Below are 18558 nucleotides of genomic sequence, written 5' to 3' on the forward strand. Positions count from 1 at the left end.
CCCCCCCCCCCCCCCCCCCCCCCCCCCCCCCCCCCCGTTCCGGGCGCCCAAGCCAGCGCGGGCGCAATCCCTAAAGCCAGTCCTTCCATTTGAAAAACGCCCAGGACAGAAACGCCGAGGCCACCATCAGCACCAGCGCGAACGGGTAGCCCCAGGGCTGGCTCAGCTCCGGCATATGGGCGAAGTTCATCCCGTAGGCCGAGGCGATCAGCGTCGGCGGCAGGAACAGCGCCGTCACCACCGACAGGATCCGCACCGTGTTGTTCTGCGCCAGGTTGATCATGCCCAGCGTCGCATCGACGGTCAGCGACACCCGCGAGGACAGATAGTCGTTATGCACCGCCAGCGCCGTGATGTCGCGCATCAGCGCCTTGGCGAGAGGGCGCAGCTCGCCCCCCTGCGGATGCGTGGCAAGCGTCTGATCATAAAAGGACAAGGCCCGCTCCAGCGTCAAAAGCGCCAGCCGGATGTGACCCAGAAGCTCGCCCTGCTTGCCCACCTCGCCCAGCGCCGCCTTGAGTTCCGCCGAGCGCGCCTGGCCCAGCACCCGGGCCGACACCTGATCCAGCGCCTTGCCCGCCGCTTCCAGCAGATCGGCCTGCCGCGCGATGATTTCCTCGATCAGCCCCAGAAAGATCCGCTCGGGCGTGCGGCAGCCCGCCGTCGTGCGCTCGGCCCGGTCGGGAAAGGTGGCAAAGCTGCGCGGCGCATGGTGGCGCACCGTCACCAGCCGCGCGGGCGACAGGATGAAGCTGACCGGCCCCGAAATATGCTCGCCCGAGGGCGTGTGACCGGGCAGCACCACGGTCATCACATCCACCCCCTCCTCGCGGTAAAGACGGTTCGAGATCTCGATCTCTTCCATGTCGGCCAGCGTCGGCACCTCGATGCCCAGGGCCGCCACCGCCGTCACCTGGCTGTCCAGCGGACGGTAAAGATCGATCCAGAACGCCTGTTCCAGATCGGCGCCGATCTCGGTCGGACTTTGCTGGCCAAGGCGGGCGAGCCCGCGCGGCAGCGGCTTGTAGGCGTGCAGCATGCGCCCTCGCAGGATGGGGCCGCCGACATGGCGGGTCCGCCCCACAAAGCCGCGCCGCGCCGCCGCGGTCAAGCCCCCCCGCCGCGCGGCGTGACGCGGTTATTCCCCACCCTTGCCCCGGTTGCGCCACAATCATGCCCCAGCACGGGCAGGACTTACAGCAAAGGCAGGGATCAGATGGACTTCCCCGGTTTCGACGCGCTTGCGGTCGGCTTCATCCTGTTCGTGGCTTTGCGCGAGGCGGGCAGCCGCCTGCGCCGCGCCCTTGCCGCCCGCGCCGCCGGACGCGATCCGCTCGAAGCCTGAGCCCCCCGGACCCTGCCTCACGCCGCTCTCGATTCCGCGCCGCAGCCGTGCTATGGCCATCCGATGCCCCCGACCTGCGACCACGAGGAAGCCGCCTTGGCGATGGATACTGCCCAAGACCCGCAAGAAGACTTCGATCCCGAGACCGCCGCCGCGACGGACGAGCGCTGCGCGGCGCTGGACGCCGAGGAGATGGCGACGCGGGCGCGGGCGGCCTCGAACCTGCTCAAGGCGCTGGCCCATGAGGGGCGGCTGATGATCATGTGCTATCTCGCCTCGGGCGAGAAATCGGTGACCGAGCTGGAAACCCGGCTGTCCACCCGGCAGGCGGCGGTCAGCCAGCAACTGGCGCGGCTGCGGCTGGAAGGGCTGGTGCAAAGCCGGCGCGAGGGCAAGACGATCTATTATTCGCTCTCCGATCCGCGCGCCGCCCGCGTGGTGCAGACGGTCTACGAGCAATTCTGCTCGGGCGACTGACGCCCGCAGCCGTCCCGACACCGACCGTCCCGACACCGACCGTCCCGCACTGGGCGCGGGATCACGGCCGAGAGGTCGCAGATCCTGTCCCCTGCTCCCGGCGCTGTTCCCTTGGAACCTGCGGATGCGCCACGCCCGGGGGCCTCGACGTTTCGATGTGCTCGCAACAGCAGGTTGCGCGTCGGTGCGGGCGGAACCACCTGCGGCCCCGGCCGATGGCGCGCGCGGCGTTCAAACGTCAAAGACCGGCTCCGCAAGCGGAACCGGCCCCCTGTGTAGGATTCATCCGGATGACTGACTTCCGAAGTGCTTGCAGGCGGCATTCGCCGGGCATTTACCGCGTTTGAGGCGAGGCCGAATCAACATCCCTCACGCCTGCGGACCACCATGGCCCACATCCACGACGCGCCGTTTTTTCGGACCGTTTCGCTTGTTCAAACCGGTCAGGCATCAGCCTGTCACCGCTGGGCAGCGCCCTTGAACATCAGCGTCAGAACAGAAACCGGATCAAAATTATTCATATCCATCAAGCCTCCTTCATGACATCGCCTGCGTGCGATAAGACTACGTTACGCCTTTGCGTGAGAGTCGGCGCAAAAATCGTATGCGACATTCCGTCGCATGTCATTTGCCCCGGATGTCTGAGTGTCGCAGCCCGAAAAGACAGGCGCCCCCGGGCTGCGGGGGCGCTTTCGGGGCCAGTCTGCGGACAACGTCGGGGGCCCTCAGGTCTTGAAGATGCGATAGATCGCCGGGATCACCAGAACCGTCAGCAGCGTCGAGCTGAGCAGCCCGAACAGCAGCGAAATGGCGAGCCCCTGAAAGATCGGATCGAACAGGATCACCGCCGCCCCGATCATCGCCGCAACGGCCGTCAGCAGGATCGGCTTGAACCGGATCGCCCCCGCCTCGATCAGGATCTCGATCTCGGTCTTGCCCGCGCGATCCGCGTGGCGGATGAAATCGACGAGCAGGATCGAGTTCCGCACGATGATCCCCGCCAGCGCGATGAAGCCGATCATCGAGGTGGCGGAAAACGGCGCCGCAAACATCATGTGACCCAGCATGATGCCAAGGAAGGTCAGCGGCACCGGCGTCAGCACGACAAGCGGCAAGCGGAACGATCCGAACTGCGCCACCACCAGAATGTAGATGCCGACCAGCGCGATGCCGAAGGCGCCGCCCATGTCGCGGAAGGTGACCCAGGTCACCTCCCATTCGCCGTCCCACAAAAGCGTCACATGGCTTTCATCCTCGGGCTGGCCATGCAGGCTGATCACGGGTTTCGTGCCGGGGGCCCAGTCCATCGCCTTGATCGCGTCACCGACGGCGAGCATGCCGTAAAGCGGCGCCTCGAAGCTGCCCGCCAGTTCCGCCGTCACCATCTCGGCGGCGCGGCCGTTGTGGCGAAAGATCGGGAAGCTCGCCTTTTCGGGCGTCACCGTGACGACATCGCCGAGTTCCACCACGCCGCGCGCGCCGGGCAGGACATTGGCGGGAATGGGCGTCGACAGCGTCGCAGCATCCATCACCTTCGCGCCCTTGGCCCGTTCCATCACGATTGGCAAGGGCATGCGTTCCTGCCCCCGATGCGAATAGCCGACCGTGGTCTGCCCGTTCAAAAGCCCCAGCGTGTCAAAGACATCGCTTTCCTCGACCGCGTAGAATTCAAGATTGTCGGGGTCGATCGTCGCGCGCAGCCTGCGCGCCTGTTCGCCGAAACTCGTGTCCACATCGACGACGAAGGGCACCGCGCGGAAAGCCGCCTCGATCTGCCCCGCCGCCGCGCGCCGGGTTTCGGCATCGGGCCCGTAGACCTCGGCCAGAAGCGTGGCGATGACGGGGGGGCCGGGCGGCGGTTCGACCGTCTTCAGCACTGTGCCCGCGGGCACCGGCAGGGCGGTCACGATCCGGCGGACCTGAAGCGCGATCTCGTGGCTGGTGCGGTCGCGCGCCTCCTTGCCCGCAAGGTTGATCTGCACGTCGCCCTCCCACGGACGGCCGCGCAGGTAGTAATGCCGCACCAGGCCGTTGAAATTGAAGGGCGAGGCCGTGCCCGCATGGGTCTGCACCGAGATCACCTCGGGCAGGCGCGTCACCGCCGCCGCCACCTGCTGCGCCACCGCATCCGTCGCCTCGACCGAGGAGCCCTCGGGCAGGTCGATCACCACGCTCAGTTCGGATTTGTTGTCGAAAGGCAGCAGCTTGACCGTGACGTCCTGGGTGTAAAGCAGGCCGAGCGAGCCGAAGGAGAGAACGATGGTCGCCAGCAAAAACGCCCAGGCCGCGCGTTTCGTGGCCAGCACCGGCCGCGCGACGCGAGCATAGAGCGCGCCGAGCCTGCCGCCATGGGCATGGGCGCCGCCCTCATGGCCCGACATGTCGGCGCGGCCCGCGATCTTCACCATCAGCCAGGGGGTGATGATCACCGCGACGAAAAACGAAAACACCATCGCCGCCGAGGCGACCGAGGGGATGGGCGACATGTAGGGCCCCATCAGCCCGGCGACGGCCAGCATCGGCAACAGCGCCGCGACCACGGTCAGCGTGGCGACGATGGTCGGGTTGCCGACCTCGGCCACCGCCTCGATCGCCTTGCGGACGCGGCTTCCCGGCCCCGGCATCGCCCAGTGCCGCGCGATGTTTTCAATCACCACGATGGCATCGTCGACCAGAATGCCGATGGAGAAGATCAGCGCGAACAGGCTGACCCGGTTCAGCGTGAAGCCCATCGCATTGGCGGCGAACAGCGTCAAAAGGATCGTCACCGGAATGACGATGGCCACGACGATGCTTTCCCGCCAGCCGATCGCAAAGAACACCAGCGCGATGATGGAAATCGTCGCAAGGCCAAGGTGAAAGAGCAGCTCATTGGCCTTTTCATTCGCCGTTTCGCCATAGTCGCGGGTATAGGCCAGATTGACGCTGTCGGGGATCAGGCTGCCTTCCAGCTCCGCCAGCCGCTCGTGGATCTTTTCGCCCACGATCACCGCATTCGCCCCGGCGCGCTTGGCAATCGCCAGCGTGACGGCGGGGGACCGCTCCAGCCGCGCGCCATCGCGGGTGACATTCGCCACCAGATGTTCCGACGTATCCGGCACATAGGCCACATCCGCCACATCGGCGACATAGACCGGGCGGCCATCGCGGGCGGTCAGCAAAAGCCCGGCGATCTCGGCCGGTGCCGTCAGCGTCTTGCCCGCCACAAGGTCGATCTGCTGGCCCTGATCGCGCAAACGGCCGGTCGAAAAGCTGCGGTTCGCCTGCTCGACCTTGGTCGACAGCTGCTGCAGCGTGATCCCGTAAAGCGCCAGCCGCTCCGGGTCGGGGGCGATGCGGATCGCCTCATGCGCCTCGCCGACGAGATAGGTCAGGCCGACGTTTTCGATCTTCGTCACCTCGGTCTGCAATTCGCGCGCGATCCGGGTCAGATCGGCCGCGCCGATCCCGGTTCCGGGCCGCGCCGACAACGTCAGCGACATGATCGCCACATCATCGATGCCGCGCCCGACGATGATCGGCTCGGGGATGCCCTTGGGGATGCGGTCCAGGTTCGCCTTGACCTTTTCATGCACCCGCAGGATCGCCGCGTCCGACGAGGTGCCGACGATGAACCGCGCCATCACCAGCGCGGCATCGTCATTCGTCTGGCTGTAGACATGCTCCACCTCGTTGATCGAGGTGATGATCGTCTCCATCGGCTCGGTCACAAGCTTCATCGCATCTTCCGCCTTCAGGCCCGGCGCCTGCAGGTGGATATCGACCATGGGGACAGAGATCTGCGGCTCTTCCTCGCGCGGGAGTGCGCCAAGCGCCACCAGCCCGACGGCCAGCGCCGCCAGAACGAACAAGGGCGTCAGCGCCGAGCCGATGAAGCCCTTGGTCAGACGGCCCGCAAGGCCCAGCCCCGCGGTGGGCAGATCGTCGTGCTGCGGATCATTCATCGCCCAGAACCTCCTCGCCGCCCGAAAGGCCCGAGACGATCTCGACCATCTCGACCCCGTCGATCACCTGTTTCAGGCCGGGAACCACGGCGCGTTCGATCACCGCATCGGCGCCGCGCAGCCGCAGGAAATCAAGCCCCGAGCGGGTGTGCAAAAGTTCTGACGGCACCATGAAGGCCTGACGGCGGGCAAGCGGCAGCTTGACCAGCACCCGCTCGCCCACGAAATCCGATTTCAGATCAGGCACTTCCACATCGGCATTGACACGGCCGCCGGCGATCGTCGGATAGACCTTGGCCAGCTTGCCGCTGATCGCGCCGCTTGCCGCCTCGATCGCGATGGCGTCGCCCGCATGCAGCGTGGCCGCGAAACGTTCGGGCACGGACAGGCGCAGAAACACCCCGCCGCCGCCCACCGTCGCCACGGTTTCCCCCGCCATCACCACCGCGCCGCGCGCAACAGGCACCTCCAGCACCCGCCCCGCGATCGGCGCCAGCACAGCGCCCTCGGTCGCCTGCTGCTCGGTCACCTGCCGCGAGGCCTTTTGCGCCTCGATCTGCCGGGTCAGAACGCTGACCTGCGTTTTCAGCGCGTCATAGGCCTGCGCCGTCATCACGCCGCGCGCTTTCAGCGCCTCGCCCCGGGTCAGATCGTTCTGCGCATTCGCAAGCTGGCTGTCGAGCGCCGAGATCTGCGCGTCGATGGCATTGATCTGAAAGGCGATCTTCGCATCGACGACCTTGCCCAGCTCCTGCCCCGCCGCGACCAGATCGCCCTCGGACACGGTCAGCGACACCAGCGTGCCGCCCAGCCGCGCCCGCGCCGGGATCATGTCCTTCGCCGCGATCTGGCCATAGACGGTCTTCCAGTCGGTCACCTCGGTCGACGCCACGGCAAAGGCGGCCTCGGCCAGGGCCAGTCGCGGCAGCCCCAGCGCGCACAGCGCCATGAGCAGGACGAAAGCTTTCATCGCGGCATCTCCCTTTTGCCAGCCTGTCCGATCCATTTACATTCCGAGTTGTGAATATGTCAAACCGTAATTCTGCCAAAGGCGCGGCGGCGGTCTGCGGCGGACAGGAAACGCGATCCGCGTTTCCCCGCCCGCCCGTGCACCGCCTGCCCCGAGACCGTTTCCGCAAGCACGACAGAGGGCAGCGCCCGGCCCGGCGGGCGAGAAGCGCCCGCCATGGGCGGGACGGGCGCTGCCCGAGGGCCTTTGGGCCCTCGGGGGTCACGGGACCACTGCCGCGCCGGGCCAAGGCGATGGCCTTGGCCAGAGAGAGCTTCGCTATCAAGGCCGGGGCTTTTCTCGGGTCGCAATTGTGCTAAACGCGAGGCATCCCCGATCACAGGTGAACCCCATGCACGATATCCGCGCGATCCGCGACAACCCCGCCCAATTCGATGCCGATCTGGCCCGCCGCAGCCTTGCGCCGCTTTCGGCCGAGGTGCTGGCGCTGGACGAACGGCGCCGGGCGGCGATCCTGGCGGCCGAGACCGCGCAGGCGGCGCAAAATGCCGCCGCCAAGGAGGTCGGCGCCGCCAAGGCCAAGGGCGACACGGCCGAATTCGAACGGCTGCGCGCGCTGGTGGCGGAGAAGAAATCCGAAGTCGCGGCGATGCAGGCCGAGGCCGGGCGGCTGGATGCCGAGCTGCGCGACCGGCTGATGCTCATCCCGAACGCGCCGCTGCCCGAAGTGCCCGAAGGCGCGGACGAGGCGGGCAATGTCGAGGTGAAACGCTGGGGCAATATCCCGAGCTTCGCCTTCGAACCCCTTGAACATTATCAGCTTTCCGCCGTGGGCAAGGCGATGGATTTCGAAACCGCGGCGAAGCTTTCGGGCGCGCGCTTCGTTGTCCTGCGCGCGGGCGTCGCCCGGGTGCACCGGGCGCTGGCGCAATTCATGCTCGATCTGCATGTCGACACGCATGGGCTGACCGAGGCGATCACCCCGGTTCTGGTCCGCGCCGAGGCGATGCTGGGCACCGGGCAGCTGCCGAAATTCGCCGAAGACAGCTACGCGACCACCGATGGCTGGTGGATGATCCCGACCGCCGAGGTGACGCTGACCAACTTCATCGCGGGCGAGATCTGGGACGAGGCCGCCCTGCCCTGCCGGATGACCGCGCATACGAACTGCTTCCGCTCCGAGGCGGGGTCTGCGGGCAAGGACACCGCGGGGATGCTGCGCCAGCACCAGTTCGAAAAGGTCGAGATGGTGACGATCTGCCGCCCCGAAGACGCGCTGGCCGAACATGACCGCATGACCGGCTGCGCCGAAGCCGTGCTGGAAGCCCTTGGCCTGCCCTATCGCCGCATCGTTCTGTGCACCGGCGACATGGGGTTCGGGTCGCAAAAGACCTATGACCTTGAAGTCTGGCTGCCCGGGCAGAACTGCTTCCGCGAGATCTCCTCGGTCTCGACCTGCGGGCAATTCCAGGCGCGGCGGATGAACGGGCGTTACAAGCCCGCCACCGGCGGCAAGCCGGATTTCGTCGCGACGCTGAACGGATCGGGTCTGGCCGTCGGGCGCTGCCTGATCGCGGTGCTGGAAAACGGCCAGCAAGAGGACGGCTCCGTCACCCTGCCCGCCGTGCTGCATCCCTACCTGGGCGGCAAGACCCGTCTGGTGAACGGCGCGCTGGTCTGAAACGAAACGGCGCGCCCCTTTCGGGACGCGCCGTGAAATCCCGTCAGGCGGAGGTCATTCCGCCGCCTGCTCCGCCGCGGCAAGCTGCGCCGCGCGATCTTCGACCATCCGCACGATCTCGTCGATCATCTGCTCGTTCGACAGCCGGTGGCTTTGCTTGCCCGCCAGATAGACCATGCCCGAGCCCGCGCCGCCGCCGGTGAAGCCGATATCGGTCATCAGCGCCTCGCCGGGGCCGTTCACCACGCAGCCGATGATCGACAGCGACATCGGCGTCTTGATATGTTCCAGCCGACGCTCCAGCGCATCCACCGTCTTGATCACGTCGAACCCTTGCCGTGCGCAGCTGGGGCAGGAGATGATCTGCACGCCGCGGGTGCGCAGGCCGAGCGATTTCAGGATTTCATAGCCGACCTTCACCTCTTCGACCGGATCGGCCGAAAGGCTGACGCGGATCGTGTCGCCGATGCCCGCCCAAAGCAGGTTGCCCAGACCCACCGCCGATTTCACCGTGCCCGCCATCAGGCCCCCGGCTTCGGTGATGCCCAGATGGATCGGCGCATCGGTGGCCTCGGCCAGCGCGGTATAGGCGGCAGCAGCCAGGAACACGTCCGAGGCCTTCACCGAAATCTTGAATTCGTGGAAATCGTTGTCCTGCAGGATCTTGATGTGATCCATGCCGCTTTCGAGCATCGCCTCCGGGCAGGGCTCGCCGTATTTGTCGAGCAGGTGCTTTTCCAGCGACCCCGCATTGACCCCGATCCGCATCGAGCAGCCGTGATCCTTGGCGGCCTTGATCACCTCGCGCACGCGGCTTTCGTCGCCGATGTTGCCCGGGTTGATGCGCAGACAGGCCGCGCCCGCCTCGGCCGCCTCGATGGCGCGCTTGTAGTGGAAATGGATGTCGGCGACGATCGGCACCGGGCTTTCGCGGCAGATTTCCTTCAGCGCCCGGGTCGCGTCTTCATCGGGCACCGAAACGCGGACGATATCGGCCCCCACATCGGCCGCGCGCAGCACCTGCCCCAGCGTCGCCTTGACGTCCGAGGTGATGGTGTTGGTCATCGTCTGCACCGAGATCGGCGCATCGCCGCCCACCGGCACCTTGCCGACCCAGATCTGGCGCGAGGGACGGCGGGTGATGTTCCGCCACGGACGATGGGGATTGAGCGACATGGGAAGGCCTCCGTTCAGCTGTCCCACAAATAGGTCAGCCGTCGCCCAAGGGCAACGGCCGCTTTGTCGCGTTCGAAAGACTGTTACTGCTCGGGCGTTCCCGGCACGACCGAGGAGGCATCGGCCACCGCGACCATCTTCGCCAGATCGCCATCGGCGGCCATGTCGGCCACCGCATAGGCCGTGCCCAGCGATTGCGCCGACAGCTCGACATTCTTCGTCACCGCGCCCTTCGAGCCCACCGGCCCATGCGCGACGCCGTTCACCGCGAAATAGATCGCGCCCGATTCCCCGGTGCGCAGCTTCGGCGGCTCTTCCAGCTTCGGCACGGCGAAGCGCTCGCCCGCATCCATCACCTTCTCGAAGATCACCGACCCGTCCGAGGCGGTGATCCGCACCCAGGACGGCCGCACCGCCAGAACCTCGACCTCGGCGGCGCCGGCCCCCAGGGCATGCACGACCGGCAGCTCACCGGGCGCGGCCGCCGGTGCCCCGGCCTCGGCCAGAACCATCGGCGCGCTGGTCATCGCCTGCGCCGTGCCGGGCAGCACGCCCGCCTCGCGCGGGTCGATCGCGGCAATCGGACCGTCGCGGGCGATCAGCACCGGGGTTTCCAGCGCGGCGGGGCGGTAAAGCCGGTCAAAGGCCTCTTCGGTGGCGGCATTGGGCAGCACATCGGCGGGCAGGACATCGGCCGCAGTGGCCACCTCGACCGAGGCGACGGGCTGCAGCGGGTCAATCTCGGCCACGACGCCCGGGGCCTGTTCGACCGGGGTCAGCTGCACGCGCTGCACCTCCTGCAGCACCGACCAGGCGCCATAGCCGATGCCGCCCGCGACCATCACCACGACGGCAAGCGAGCCGACGGCGCGGGGATCGATCTTGGTCCAGATCGGCGCCTGTTTCGGAATGAAGGAGGCATTGGGATTGGCCAGCGAGCTGGCCAGATCGGCCCGGCGCGGCGCTTTCGGCCCCGAGGCGGCAGCGGCCAGACCATGCGTGGGGGTGAAGCCCGATTCCTTGCAGAAGCGGTCAAAGGCCCAGTCGGGGTCCAGCCCCAGATAGCGCGCATAAGACCGCACGAAGCCCGCGATGAAGGACGGGCTTTCGAAGGCGCCGGGGTCGCAATTCTCGATGGCGGCGATATAGACCGCCTTGATGCGCAGCTCGCGCTGCACATCAAGCAGCGATTTCGACAGGGTCGCACGTTCGCCGCGAAGCATGTCGCCAAGCTTCATGTCGAAGTCGTCAAAGCCTTTTTGCGCGGCCTCAACCTGCGTCGAAGGTTTGCCCTTCCACCTGATCATCTGCCTGTCCCGCCCTCGGTGTGGTTTGTCCGATTCGAACCTGTCGGTCCCGAATTCTTGACGAATTCCTAGCATAATCCCGAGGGCGGTGCATCCGCAGAATGGCTCAGGCAGAGGCCTCGGCGCGATTCAGCGCACAGCGCGCCCAGAGCAGATCCATGGCATGAACGAGCCCGTCGATCTGCTTGAGATCATGCACCGGCGAGGGCGTGAAGCGCAGCCGTTCGGTGCCGCGCGGCACCGTCGGGAAGTTGATCGGCTGCACGTAAACGCCGTAATCCGACAGCAGCATGTCCGACACCGCCTTGGTGTGCACGGGGTCGCCGATCACCACCGGAACGATGTGGCTGCCGTGGTCGATGATCGGCATGCCGAGCGCCTTCAGCCGCATCTTGAGAACCTTGGCGTGCATCTGTTGCGCGTCGCGCAGCTTCTGCCCTTCGGCGGTTTTCAGGAAGGCGATCGAGGCCTGCGCGCCCGCGGCGATGGCCGGCGGCAGCGAGGTCGAGAAGATGAAGCCCGGCGCATAGGAGCGCACGGCATCGACCATCCGCGCCGAAGCGGCGATATAGCCGCCGAAGACGCCGTAGGCTTTCGCCAGCGTGCCGTTGAAGATGTCGATGCGGTGCATCAGACCGTCGCGTTCCGCCACGCCCGCGCCGCGGGGGCCATACATGCCGACGGCATGGACTTCGTCGATATAGGTCAGCGCGCCGAATTCCTCGGCGATGTCGCAGATTTCCTTGATCGGACCGAAGTCGCCATCCATCGAATAGACCGATTCGAAGGCGATCAGCTTCGGCGCGGCCGGATCATCGGCGGCGATCAGCTCGCGCAGGTGGGCGACGTCATTGTGACGGAAGATCCGCTTCGGCCCGGCATTGCGCTTGATCCCCTCGATCATCGAGGCGTGGTTCAGGCTGTCGGAATAGATGATCAGGCCGGGGAAGAGCACGCGCAGGGTCGAAAGCGTGGCGTCGTTGGCGTTATAGGCCGAGGAAAAGACCAGCGCGGCTTCCTTGCCGTGCAGATCGGCGATCTCGGCTTCCAGACGGCGGTGATAGGCCGTGGTGCCCGAGATGTTGCGGGTGCCGCCCGACCCGGCCCCAACCGCTTCCAGCGCCTCATGCATCGCGGCCAGAACGACCGGGTGCTGCCCCATGCCCAGATAGTCGTTGCCGCACCAGACGGTGATGTCCTGCTTGCCGCCATCGGGGCGGTTCCACTGCGCCTTCGGGAAGGCGCCCTTCTCGCGTTCGATATCGATGAACGTGCGGTAACGCCCCTCGTCGTGGAGCTTCTGGATCGCTTTGTCGAGCGCGAGATTGTAGTCCATGTCTGTCACCCCTGGCTTTTAGCACTTGGTTGTGGATCGCCGGGTCGGCTCATCGGCCCTGTCCGGCGCGCACAGGTTTAGCGCATCGCCCAAAAAATGGGAGTTCTAAATTGTCGCATCCCGGTGCATCATTTTCTTGCGCGCAGGCGTGCCGTTCCGCACGGGTCTTGCCCCCGCCGCCCGGGCTCTGGCCATGCCCGGCAAGCGCTGCTAGGCTTGGCCGATGGAGGCCCTTCAATGACACTCGACGCCGTTCTTGCCCGTATCGACGACACTTTGCCCGACGCCTGCGACAGGTTGCTTGACCTGTTGCGCATCGCGTCGATCTCGACCGACCCCGCCTATGAGGGCGATTGCGCCCGCGCCGCCGCCTGGCTGGTGCAGGAGCTGAAATCGCTTGGCTTCACCGCCTCGGCGCGGCCCACCCCCGGCCATCCGATGGTGGTGGCGCGGCACGCGGGCCCCGGGCGGCACATCCTTTTCTACGGGCACTATGACGTGCAACCGGTTGACCCGATTGAACTTTGGGACCGCGACCCGTTCGACCCGGCGCTTGAGGACACGGCCCGGGGCGTGGTGATCCGCGGCCGCGGCGCCGCCGATGACAAGGGCCAGCTGATGACCTTCGTGGAAGCCTGTCGCGCCTGGAAAGAGGTGCATGGCACCCTGCCCGGCAACCTGACGATCTTCTTCGAGGGCGAGGAAGAGTCGGGCTCGCCCTCGCTCATCCCGTTCATGCGCGACAATGCCGAGGAGCTGGGCGAGGCCTCGCTCGCGCTCATCTGCGACACCGGGCTTTTCGCCGACAAGGTGCCCGCAGTGGTGACGATGCTGCGAGGTCTTGCGAAGATCGAATTCACCCTGAAGGCGGCCGACAAGGATCTGCATTCGGGCAGTTTCGGCGGTGCCGCGATCAACCCGATCCGGGTGCTCACGCGCATCCTCGGCGGCTTGCACGACGATCAGGGCCGCGTCACCGTGCCGGGGTTTTATGACGATGTGGCGGACCTGCCCGAGGCCGTGCGGGCGCAGTGGCAGGGGCTCGGCTTCGATCACGCCGCCTTCCTCGGCGGGGTCGGGCTGACCACGCCTGCGGGCGAGATCGACCGCACGCCGCTCGAACAGATCTGGTCGCGGCCCACCGCGGAAATCAACGGCATCTGGGGCGGCTATACCGGCGCGGGCTTCAAGACCGTGCTGCCCGCCGAGGCCTCGGCGAAGGTCAGCTTCCGGCTGGTCTCGGACCAGAACCCGGAAAAGATCCTCGCGTCGTTCAAATCCTGGATCGAGGCGCAGCTGCCCCCCGATGTGACGCTCGACTGGAAGGCGCCGAACGGCTCGCCCGCCTCGGTGATGGCGATCACCGACCCGGCGTTTGACGCCGCCCGCGCCGCGCTGACCGAGGAATGGGGCGTGCCCGCGGCTTTCGTCGGCTGCGGCGGCTCGATCCCGATCGCGGGCTATTTCAAGGACATCCTTGGCATGGATGCGATGCTGGTGGGCTTCGGCAAGGACGACGACCAGATCCACAGCCCGAACGAGAAATACGATCTGGAAAGCTTCCACAAGGGCATCCGCAGCTGGGCGCGGATTCTGGACCGCATCGCGGGCTGACCAGGGCGGCGGCGGGGGTTTCACACCCCCGCACCCCCGTGGCGTATTTGCACCAAGAAGAAACCAGACAAGCAAAGGGCGCCCCCGCGGAGCGCCCTTTGCCTTTATCTTGCCGGAAATATCCCGGGGGGGAGGGCAGCGCCCCCTCCCTGCCCCGGCCTCAGCCGATCACCATGTCGTCGCGATGCACGAGCGCGGCGCGGCCCGGATAGCCCAGCAGCGCCTCGATCTCGCCCGAGCGGTGCCCGGCAATGGTGCGGGCTTCCTCGGCGGTGTAGCGCACGAGGCCCTTGCCCAGGGCGGCGCCATCGGGGCCCGCGATGGTCACGGGTTCGCCGCGACCAAAGCGGCCGGTGACCTTGGTCACCCCCGCGGGCAAAAGCGAGCTGCCCTGCGACAGCGCGCCCACGGCCCCGGCATCGACGATCACCTCGCCGCGCGGTTTCATCGCCGCGATCCAGCGCTTGCGCGCCGCCTGCGGGTCGCCCTCGGGCAGGAACCAGGTGCAATTGGCGCCTTCGGCCAAAGCGGTCAGCGGCCGCGCGACCGAGCCCTCCATGATCGCCATGGCGCAGCCCCCCGCCACCGCGGTCTTCGCCGCCAGCAGCTTCGTCTTCATCCCGCCCTTCGAAAGGCCGGAAATCGGATCGCCCGCCATCGCCTCGATCTCGGGGGTGATATGTTCGACCAGATCGAAGCGCACCGCGCCCGGGTCTTCCTTCGGGTTCGCCGAATAGAACCCGTCGACATCGGAGAGCAGGATCAGCTGATCGGCGCCAACGGTGACGGCGATCTGCGCAGCCAGCCGGTCGTTGTCGCCAAAGCGGATTTCATCCGTCGCCACGGTGTCGTTCTCGTTCACGATCGGCACGACGCCCATCGACAGAAGCGTCTCCATCGTCGCGCGGGAATTCAGATAACGGCGGCGGTCATCGGTGTCTTCCAGCGTCACCAGAACCTGCGCCGTGGTCACGCCATGCGGCGCGAGGATTTCCTCATAGGCGCGGGCCAGCCGGATCTGCCCCACCGCGGCGGCGGCCTGCGATTGTTCCAGCGGCAAGGGCCCCAAAGGCAGGCCCAGCACCCGCCGCCCCAAGGCGATCGAGCCCGAGGAGACCAGCACCACATCGGCCCCGCGCGCCTTCGCCGCGACCACATCCCGCGCCAGCGCCGTCAGCCAGTCGGTCTTCAGCCCCTCGGCGCCGACGAGCAGCGCCGAGCCGATCTTCACCACCAGCCGCTTCGCGGCCGAAACCTGCGGGGTCACGGCTGCCACGGCGTCACCTCTTCTGCGCCCTTGCGGTCTTCCTCGATCTCGGCCCAAAGCGCGCGCAGCACCTCGTTCACGCCCTTTTTCGACACGCCCGACATCACCAGAACCGGCCCTTCGGACGCCTTTTCCAAGGCGCGCTTGCGGGTCGAGAGGGTCTTTGCGTCCAGCGCATCGGCCTTGTTCAGCACGGTGATGCGCGGCTTTTCGAACAGCTCCTCGGAATAGGCCTCCAGCTCGGCGATGATGGTGCGGTAATCCTTGGTGATCGTGGACGAGGTGCCATCGACCAGATGCAGCAGCACCGAGCAGCGCTCGACATGGCCAAGGAACTGATCGCCCAGACCGCGGCCTTCGGAGGCCCCCTCGATCAGCCCCGGAATGTCGGCCATGACGAATTCCTTGCCGTCGATGCCGACAACACCAAGGTTCGGCACCAGCGTGGTGAAGGGATAATCGGCAATCTTCGGCCGCGCGTTCGACACGGCGGCCAGGAAGGTCGACTTGCCCGCATTCGGCAGCCCCAGAAGCCCGGCATCGGCGATGAGTTTCAGCCGCAGCCAAAGCGTGCGCTCGACCCCCTCCTGCCCCGGATTGGCATGGGCGGGGGCGCGGTTCGTCGCGGTCTTGAAGCGCTGGTTGCCCCAGCCGCCATTGCCGCCCTTGGCCAGAAGCACGCGCTGCCCCGGAACGGTCAGATCGGCGATCACCGTTTCCTCGTCCTCGTCCAGGATCTCGGTGCCGACCGGCACTTTCAGAACGATATCGGCGCCATCCTTGCCGGTGCATTGGCTGCCCATGCCATGCTGGCCGGATTGCGCGAAGAAATGCTGCTGATAGCGGAAGTCGATGAGCGTGTTCAGCCCCTCGACCGCCTCGGCATAGACCGAGCCGCCCTTGCCGCCGTCGCCGCCATCGGGGCCGCCGAATTCGACGAATTTCTCGCGCCGGAAGCTGACGCAGCCGCCGCCGCCGCCGCCCGAGCGGATGTAGACTTTCGCAAGGTCGAGAAATTTCATCGCAGTCGCCCCTTTCGCAATGCGCCTGATTACGCGCGCGCGCGCCAATCTGCAAGCGAAGCATGGGGGCTCTGCCCCCAAACCCCCGGGATATTTAGCGCAAGATAAAGGGGCATGCTTTTATCTTGCCCGAAATATCCCGGGTGGGGTTCGGGGAGGGCAGCGCCCTCCCCGCCTTCGTCAACTTGCGCAGGCGGCGTCAAAGGCGGCGCGGCTCAGCTTGAGTTCCACATGCGGCAAGACCGCATCCAGCGCGCAGGAATGGACATGTGTCTTGCCGATCTCGCGAAAGCCGAGTTTCGCCAGCACGCGGGCGGAGCGGGCATTGCCCTCGAAATAGCCCGCGCGCACCGGATCGGCGGCGGGATCGGCGAAATGGGCGGCCAGAACGGCCCGCGCGGCCTCGCTGGCAAAGCCCTGCCCCCAGGCCGGGCGGGCGAGCCAATAGCCGAACTGCCCCTGCAGCCCGATCATGCCAAGGAAAGCCGCGTCGCGGCAGATCACCCAGCGCGCCGCGGGCACCGGATCGGCCAGAAAGGCACGGAAATCCCCGGCCCCGTAGGGCCAGGGCACGGGGGCAAGCCAGCGCACCACCTCGAACTCGGCCAGCGCCGCGACGCAGGCGGCTTCGTCCTGCGCCCCAAGCGGGCGCAGCAAAAGCCGCTCTGTCACCAGATGCGCGGGCAGGCTCACCCGAGTTTCTTGACGTAGGTCCAGGTCGGCACGCGCGCCCCGCGCGCCAGCGACCAGGCCTCGGCATCGCCCAGATAGGCAAAGCCGTTGTGGGTCAGGACCCGGGCCGAGCCGGGGCTGTCCTGAAACACCTCGGCGATCAGCGTGCGGGCGCGATGCGGATTGGCCGCGATCAGCACCGCCACCGCCTCCGAGGCGAAACCGGTGTTCCAGAACCCCGGGCCGACCCAGAAGCCGACCTCGGATTGCGCGCCCTCGTGGCGGGTGAGCGAGACGAGCCCCAGCACCTCGGCCAGACCATGCGCCGAGCCGTCAAGCGCCCAGACATCCTCGGTGCGGGTCTCGGCCATGGCGCGGGCGATGAAATTCTCGGTCGTGCCCGGCGGCAGCGGATGCGGGATCGCGCGGGTGCCCTCGGCCAGGCGCTTGTCGGCAGTATACATGGAAATCAACCCGGCGTCGGAGCGACGCAACGGGCGCAGGATGAACCGCTCGGCCTCGATCACCGGCTGGTTGGATATGGTCGTCTGAAACATCGCGTTCTCCTCAAACGCCGGCCTTTTGGCCCTTTAACCTTGAAAATCGACAGCCGTATGACGGGACTTGGGCATCCCCCCGGCTGTTGTCAACTGCGACCGCTTGGCCCACCGCCCTCCCCGCGACGGCCCGACGGACGTGACACTCGGAACGAAAAGGGGGACCGGCCCGTGGCCGATCCCCCCCAAACTGATCCGGGTTCCGGTTCGGCTTACTCGGCGGCCTCCGCGACCGGGAGAACCGAAACGAAAGTGCGGCCCTTGAGGCCCTTCTTGTAGGTCACCTTGCCTTCGACGACGGCAAAGAGCGTGTGGTCCCGGCCCATCATGACGCCTTCGCCCGGCCACCAGGTGGTGCCGCGCTGACGGATGATGATGTTGCCCGGAATGGCCGCTTGGCCACCGTAGAGTTTCACGCCAAGGCGACGACCGGCAGAGTCGCGGCCGTTACGGGAAGAACCGCCAGCTTTCTTGTGTGCCATGGGGGATTACTCCTGAGCTTCAGCGGCTTTTTTCGCACGCTTCGGTTTCGCGGGGGCTTCGGCCGGGGCCGCAGCGCCATGGGCGGCACGACGGGCTTCGGCGGTGCCCACGGCGTCCTTCACGCCCGAGGCTTCGGCGCCCGAGGCGAGAACCTCGGTCACGCGCAGCAGCGTCAGTTGCTGACGGTGGCCACGGGTGCGCTGCGACGAATGTTTCCGGCGGCGCTTGTGGAAGGTGATGACCTTGTCGGCCTTGATGGTGTCGATGACCTCGGCGACCACGGCGGCACCGGCCACGGTGGGGGCGCCGACAGTGACGGTATCGCCGCCGACCATCAGGATCTCGTTGAACTGGACTTTTTCACCAGCCACGGCGGCAATCAGTTCCACGCGCAGCACGTCGCCCGCCTGAACCTTGTATTGCTTGCCGCCAGTCTTGAGGACCGCAAACATGCGTTCTTCCCTTTTTCAGCCGCGTCCTGTGGCCCCCGGAGCCATCGGCCCCTTGCGGTGTTGCCGGGTTTCCCCGCCTCGGACAGCGCACCCCATCGGGTGTTGTTGCAAATGATACCCGGGCGGAGAGCAGACTCACCGCCGGGCTTCGCGCTTATGCGGACGGAACGTCGGGCTGTCAAGGAATTTCGGGCGCTCTTCGCCTTGGCCCGTGGCAAGGGGGGATTTCGCCCCGGCTGACGCCGCGGCGACCCG

General features: G+C 66.9%; 16 protein-coding genes. 4 read left to right on the top strand and 12 right to left on the bottom strand.

What is annotated here, in order from left to right:
* Positions 1-70 precede the first annotated feature (70 nt).
* Positions 71-1039 carry a magnesium transporter CorA family protein gene (locus FBT96_RS08635; protein WP_136905903.1) on the bottom strand — a complete coding sequence of 323 codons (969 nt, stop codon included), beginning with the start codon at positions 1037-1039 and terminating at the stop codon, positions 71-73.
* A gap of 177 nt (positions 1040-1216) precedes the next feature.
* Here FBT96_RS08635 and FBT96_RS21445 point away from each other — a divergent pair, with 177 nt between their 5' ends.
* The gene (locus tag FBT96_RS21445; RefSeq protein WP_276130985.1) at positions 1217-1345 is read left to right on the top strand and encodes a hypothetical protein; all 129 of its coding nucleotides are present in this window, start codon (positions 1217-1219) and stop codon (positions 1343-1345) included.
* Positions 1346-1447: 102 nt separating this feature from the next.
* Positions 1448-1822: an ArsR/SmtB family transcription factor gene (locus FBT96_RS08640; protein WP_074556141.1), complete on the top strand. Its 375-nt coding sequence runs from the start codon at positions 1448-1450 to the stop codon at positions 1820-1822.
* A gap of 725 nt (positions 1823-2547) precedes the next feature.
* On the opposite strand, the gene FBT96_RS08645 is transcribed toward FBT96_RS08640, so the two are convergent.
* Entirely contained in the window at positions 2548-5766 is a 3219-nt protein-coding gene (locus tag FBT96_RS08645) for an efflux RND transporter permease subunit (RefSeq protein WP_136905904.1), read from the bottom strand.
* Positions 5759-6736 (bottom strand): efflux RND transporter periplasmic adaptor subunit, encoded by a 978-nt coding sequence (locus tag FBT96_RS08650; protein WP_136905905.1) that lies wholly within the window; start codon positions 6734-6736, stop codon positions 5759-5761. Before FBT96_RS08650 ends, FBT96_RS08645 begins: the two co-directional genes overlap by 8 nt.
* A gap of 391 nt (positions 6737-7127) precedes the next feature.
* Between FBT96_RS08650 and serS the strand changes: the two genes are divergently transcribed.
* Positions 7128-8417 carry a serine--tRNA ligase gene (serS, locus tag FBT96_RS08655; protein ID WP_136905906.1) on the top strand — a complete coding sequence of 430 codons (1290 nt, stop codon included), beginning with the start codon at positions 7128-7130 and terminating at the stop codon, positions 8415-8417.
* A 54-nt stretch (positions 8418-8471) separates the two neighbouring features.
* Here serS and ispG read toward each other — a convergent pair whose 3' ends face one another.
* The 3 genes from ispG to hemA all read right to left on the bottom strand — a co-directional run bounded on the left by ispG (position 8472) and on the right by hemA (position 12236).
* Positions 8472-9593, bottom strand: coding sequence for a flavodoxin-dependent (E)-4-hydroxy-3-methylbut-2-enyl-diphosphate synthase (gene ispG / locus FBT96_RS08660; protein WP_136905907.1), 1122 nt, complete (start codon positions 9591-9593; stop codon positions 8472-8474).
* An 83-nt stretch (positions 9594-9676) separates the two neighbouring features.
* Positions 9677-10900 carry a helix-turn-helix domain-containing protein gene (locus FBT96_RS08665; protein ID WP_136905908.1) on the bottom strand — a complete coding sequence of 408 codons (1224 nt, stop codon included), beginning with the start codon at positions 10898-10900 and terminating at the stop codon, positions 9677-9679.
* Between the two features lie 106 nt (positions 10901-11006).
* Positions 11007-12236: a 5-aminolevulinate synthase gene (hemA, locus tag FBT96_RS08670; RefSeq protein WP_136905909.1), complete on the bottom strand. Its 1230-nt coding sequence runs from the start codon at positions 12234-12236 to the stop codon at positions 11007-11009.
* A 237-nt stretch (positions 12237-12473) separates the two neighbouring features.
* Between hemA and FBT96_RS08675 the strand changes: the two genes are divergently transcribed.
* The gene (locus tag FBT96_RS08675) at positions 12474-13850 is read left to right on the top strand and encodes a M20/M25/M40 family metallo-hydrolase (RefSeq protein ID WP_136905910.1); all 1377 of its coding nucleotides are present in this window, start codon (positions 12474-12476) and stop codon (positions 13848-13850) included.
* Between the two features lie 160 nt (positions 13851-14010).
* On the opposite strand, the gene proB is transcribed toward FBT96_RS08675, so the two are convergent.
* The 6 genes from proB to rplU all read right to left on the bottom strand — a co-directional run bounded on the left by proB (position 14011) and on the right by rplU (position 18303).
* Positions 14011-15117: a glutamate 5-kinase gene (gene proB, locus FBT96_RS08680; protein ID WP_394347663.1), complete on the bottom strand. Its 1107-nt coding sequence runs from the start codon at positions 15115-15117 to the stop codon at positions 14011-14013.
* Positions 15114-16139 (bottom strand): GTPase ObgE, encoded by a 1026-nt coding sequence (gene obgE / locus FBT96_RS08685; RefSeq protein WP_136905912.1) that lies wholly within the window; start codon positions 16137-16139, stop codon positions 15114-15116. The genes proB and obgE overlap by 4 nt, the downstream gene beginning before the upstream one ends.
* Before the next feature lie 180 nt (positions 16140-16319).
* Positions 16320-16832, bottom strand: a complete 513-nt coding sequence (locus FBT96_RS08690) for a GNAT family N-acetyltransferase (protein ID WP_169583323.1) — start codon at positions 16830-16832, stop codon at positions 16320-16322.
* Entirely contained in the window at positions 16829-17368 is a 540-nt protein-coding gene (locus FBT96_RS08695; RefSeq protein ID WP_136905914.1) for a GNAT family N-acetyltransferase, read from the bottom strand. Before FBT96_RS08695 ends, FBT96_RS08690 begins: the two co-directional genes overlap by 4 nt.
* Before the next feature lie 212 nt (positions 17369-17580).
* Entirely contained in the window at positions 17581-17850 is a 270-nt protein-coding gene (rpmA, locus tag FBT96_RS08700; RefSeq protein ID WP_013068008.1) for a 50S ribosomal protein L27, read from the bottom strand.
* A gap of 6 nt (positions 17851-17856) precedes the next feature.
* The gene (rplU, locus tag FBT96_RS08705) at positions 17857-18303 is read right to left on the bottom strand and encodes a 50S ribosomal protein L21 (protein ID WP_136905915.1); all 447 of its coding nucleotides are present in this window, start codon (positions 18301-18303) and stop codon (positions 17857-17859) included.
* Positions 18304-18558 lie beyond the last annotated feature (255 nt).

This window comes from Rhodobacter capsulatus (assembly GCF_005144475.1).
In the GTDB taxonomy this organism is placed as follows: domain Bacteria; phylum Pseudomonadota; class Alphaproteobacteria; order Rhodobacterales; family Rhodobacteraceae; genus Rhodobacter; species Rhodobacter capsulatus_C.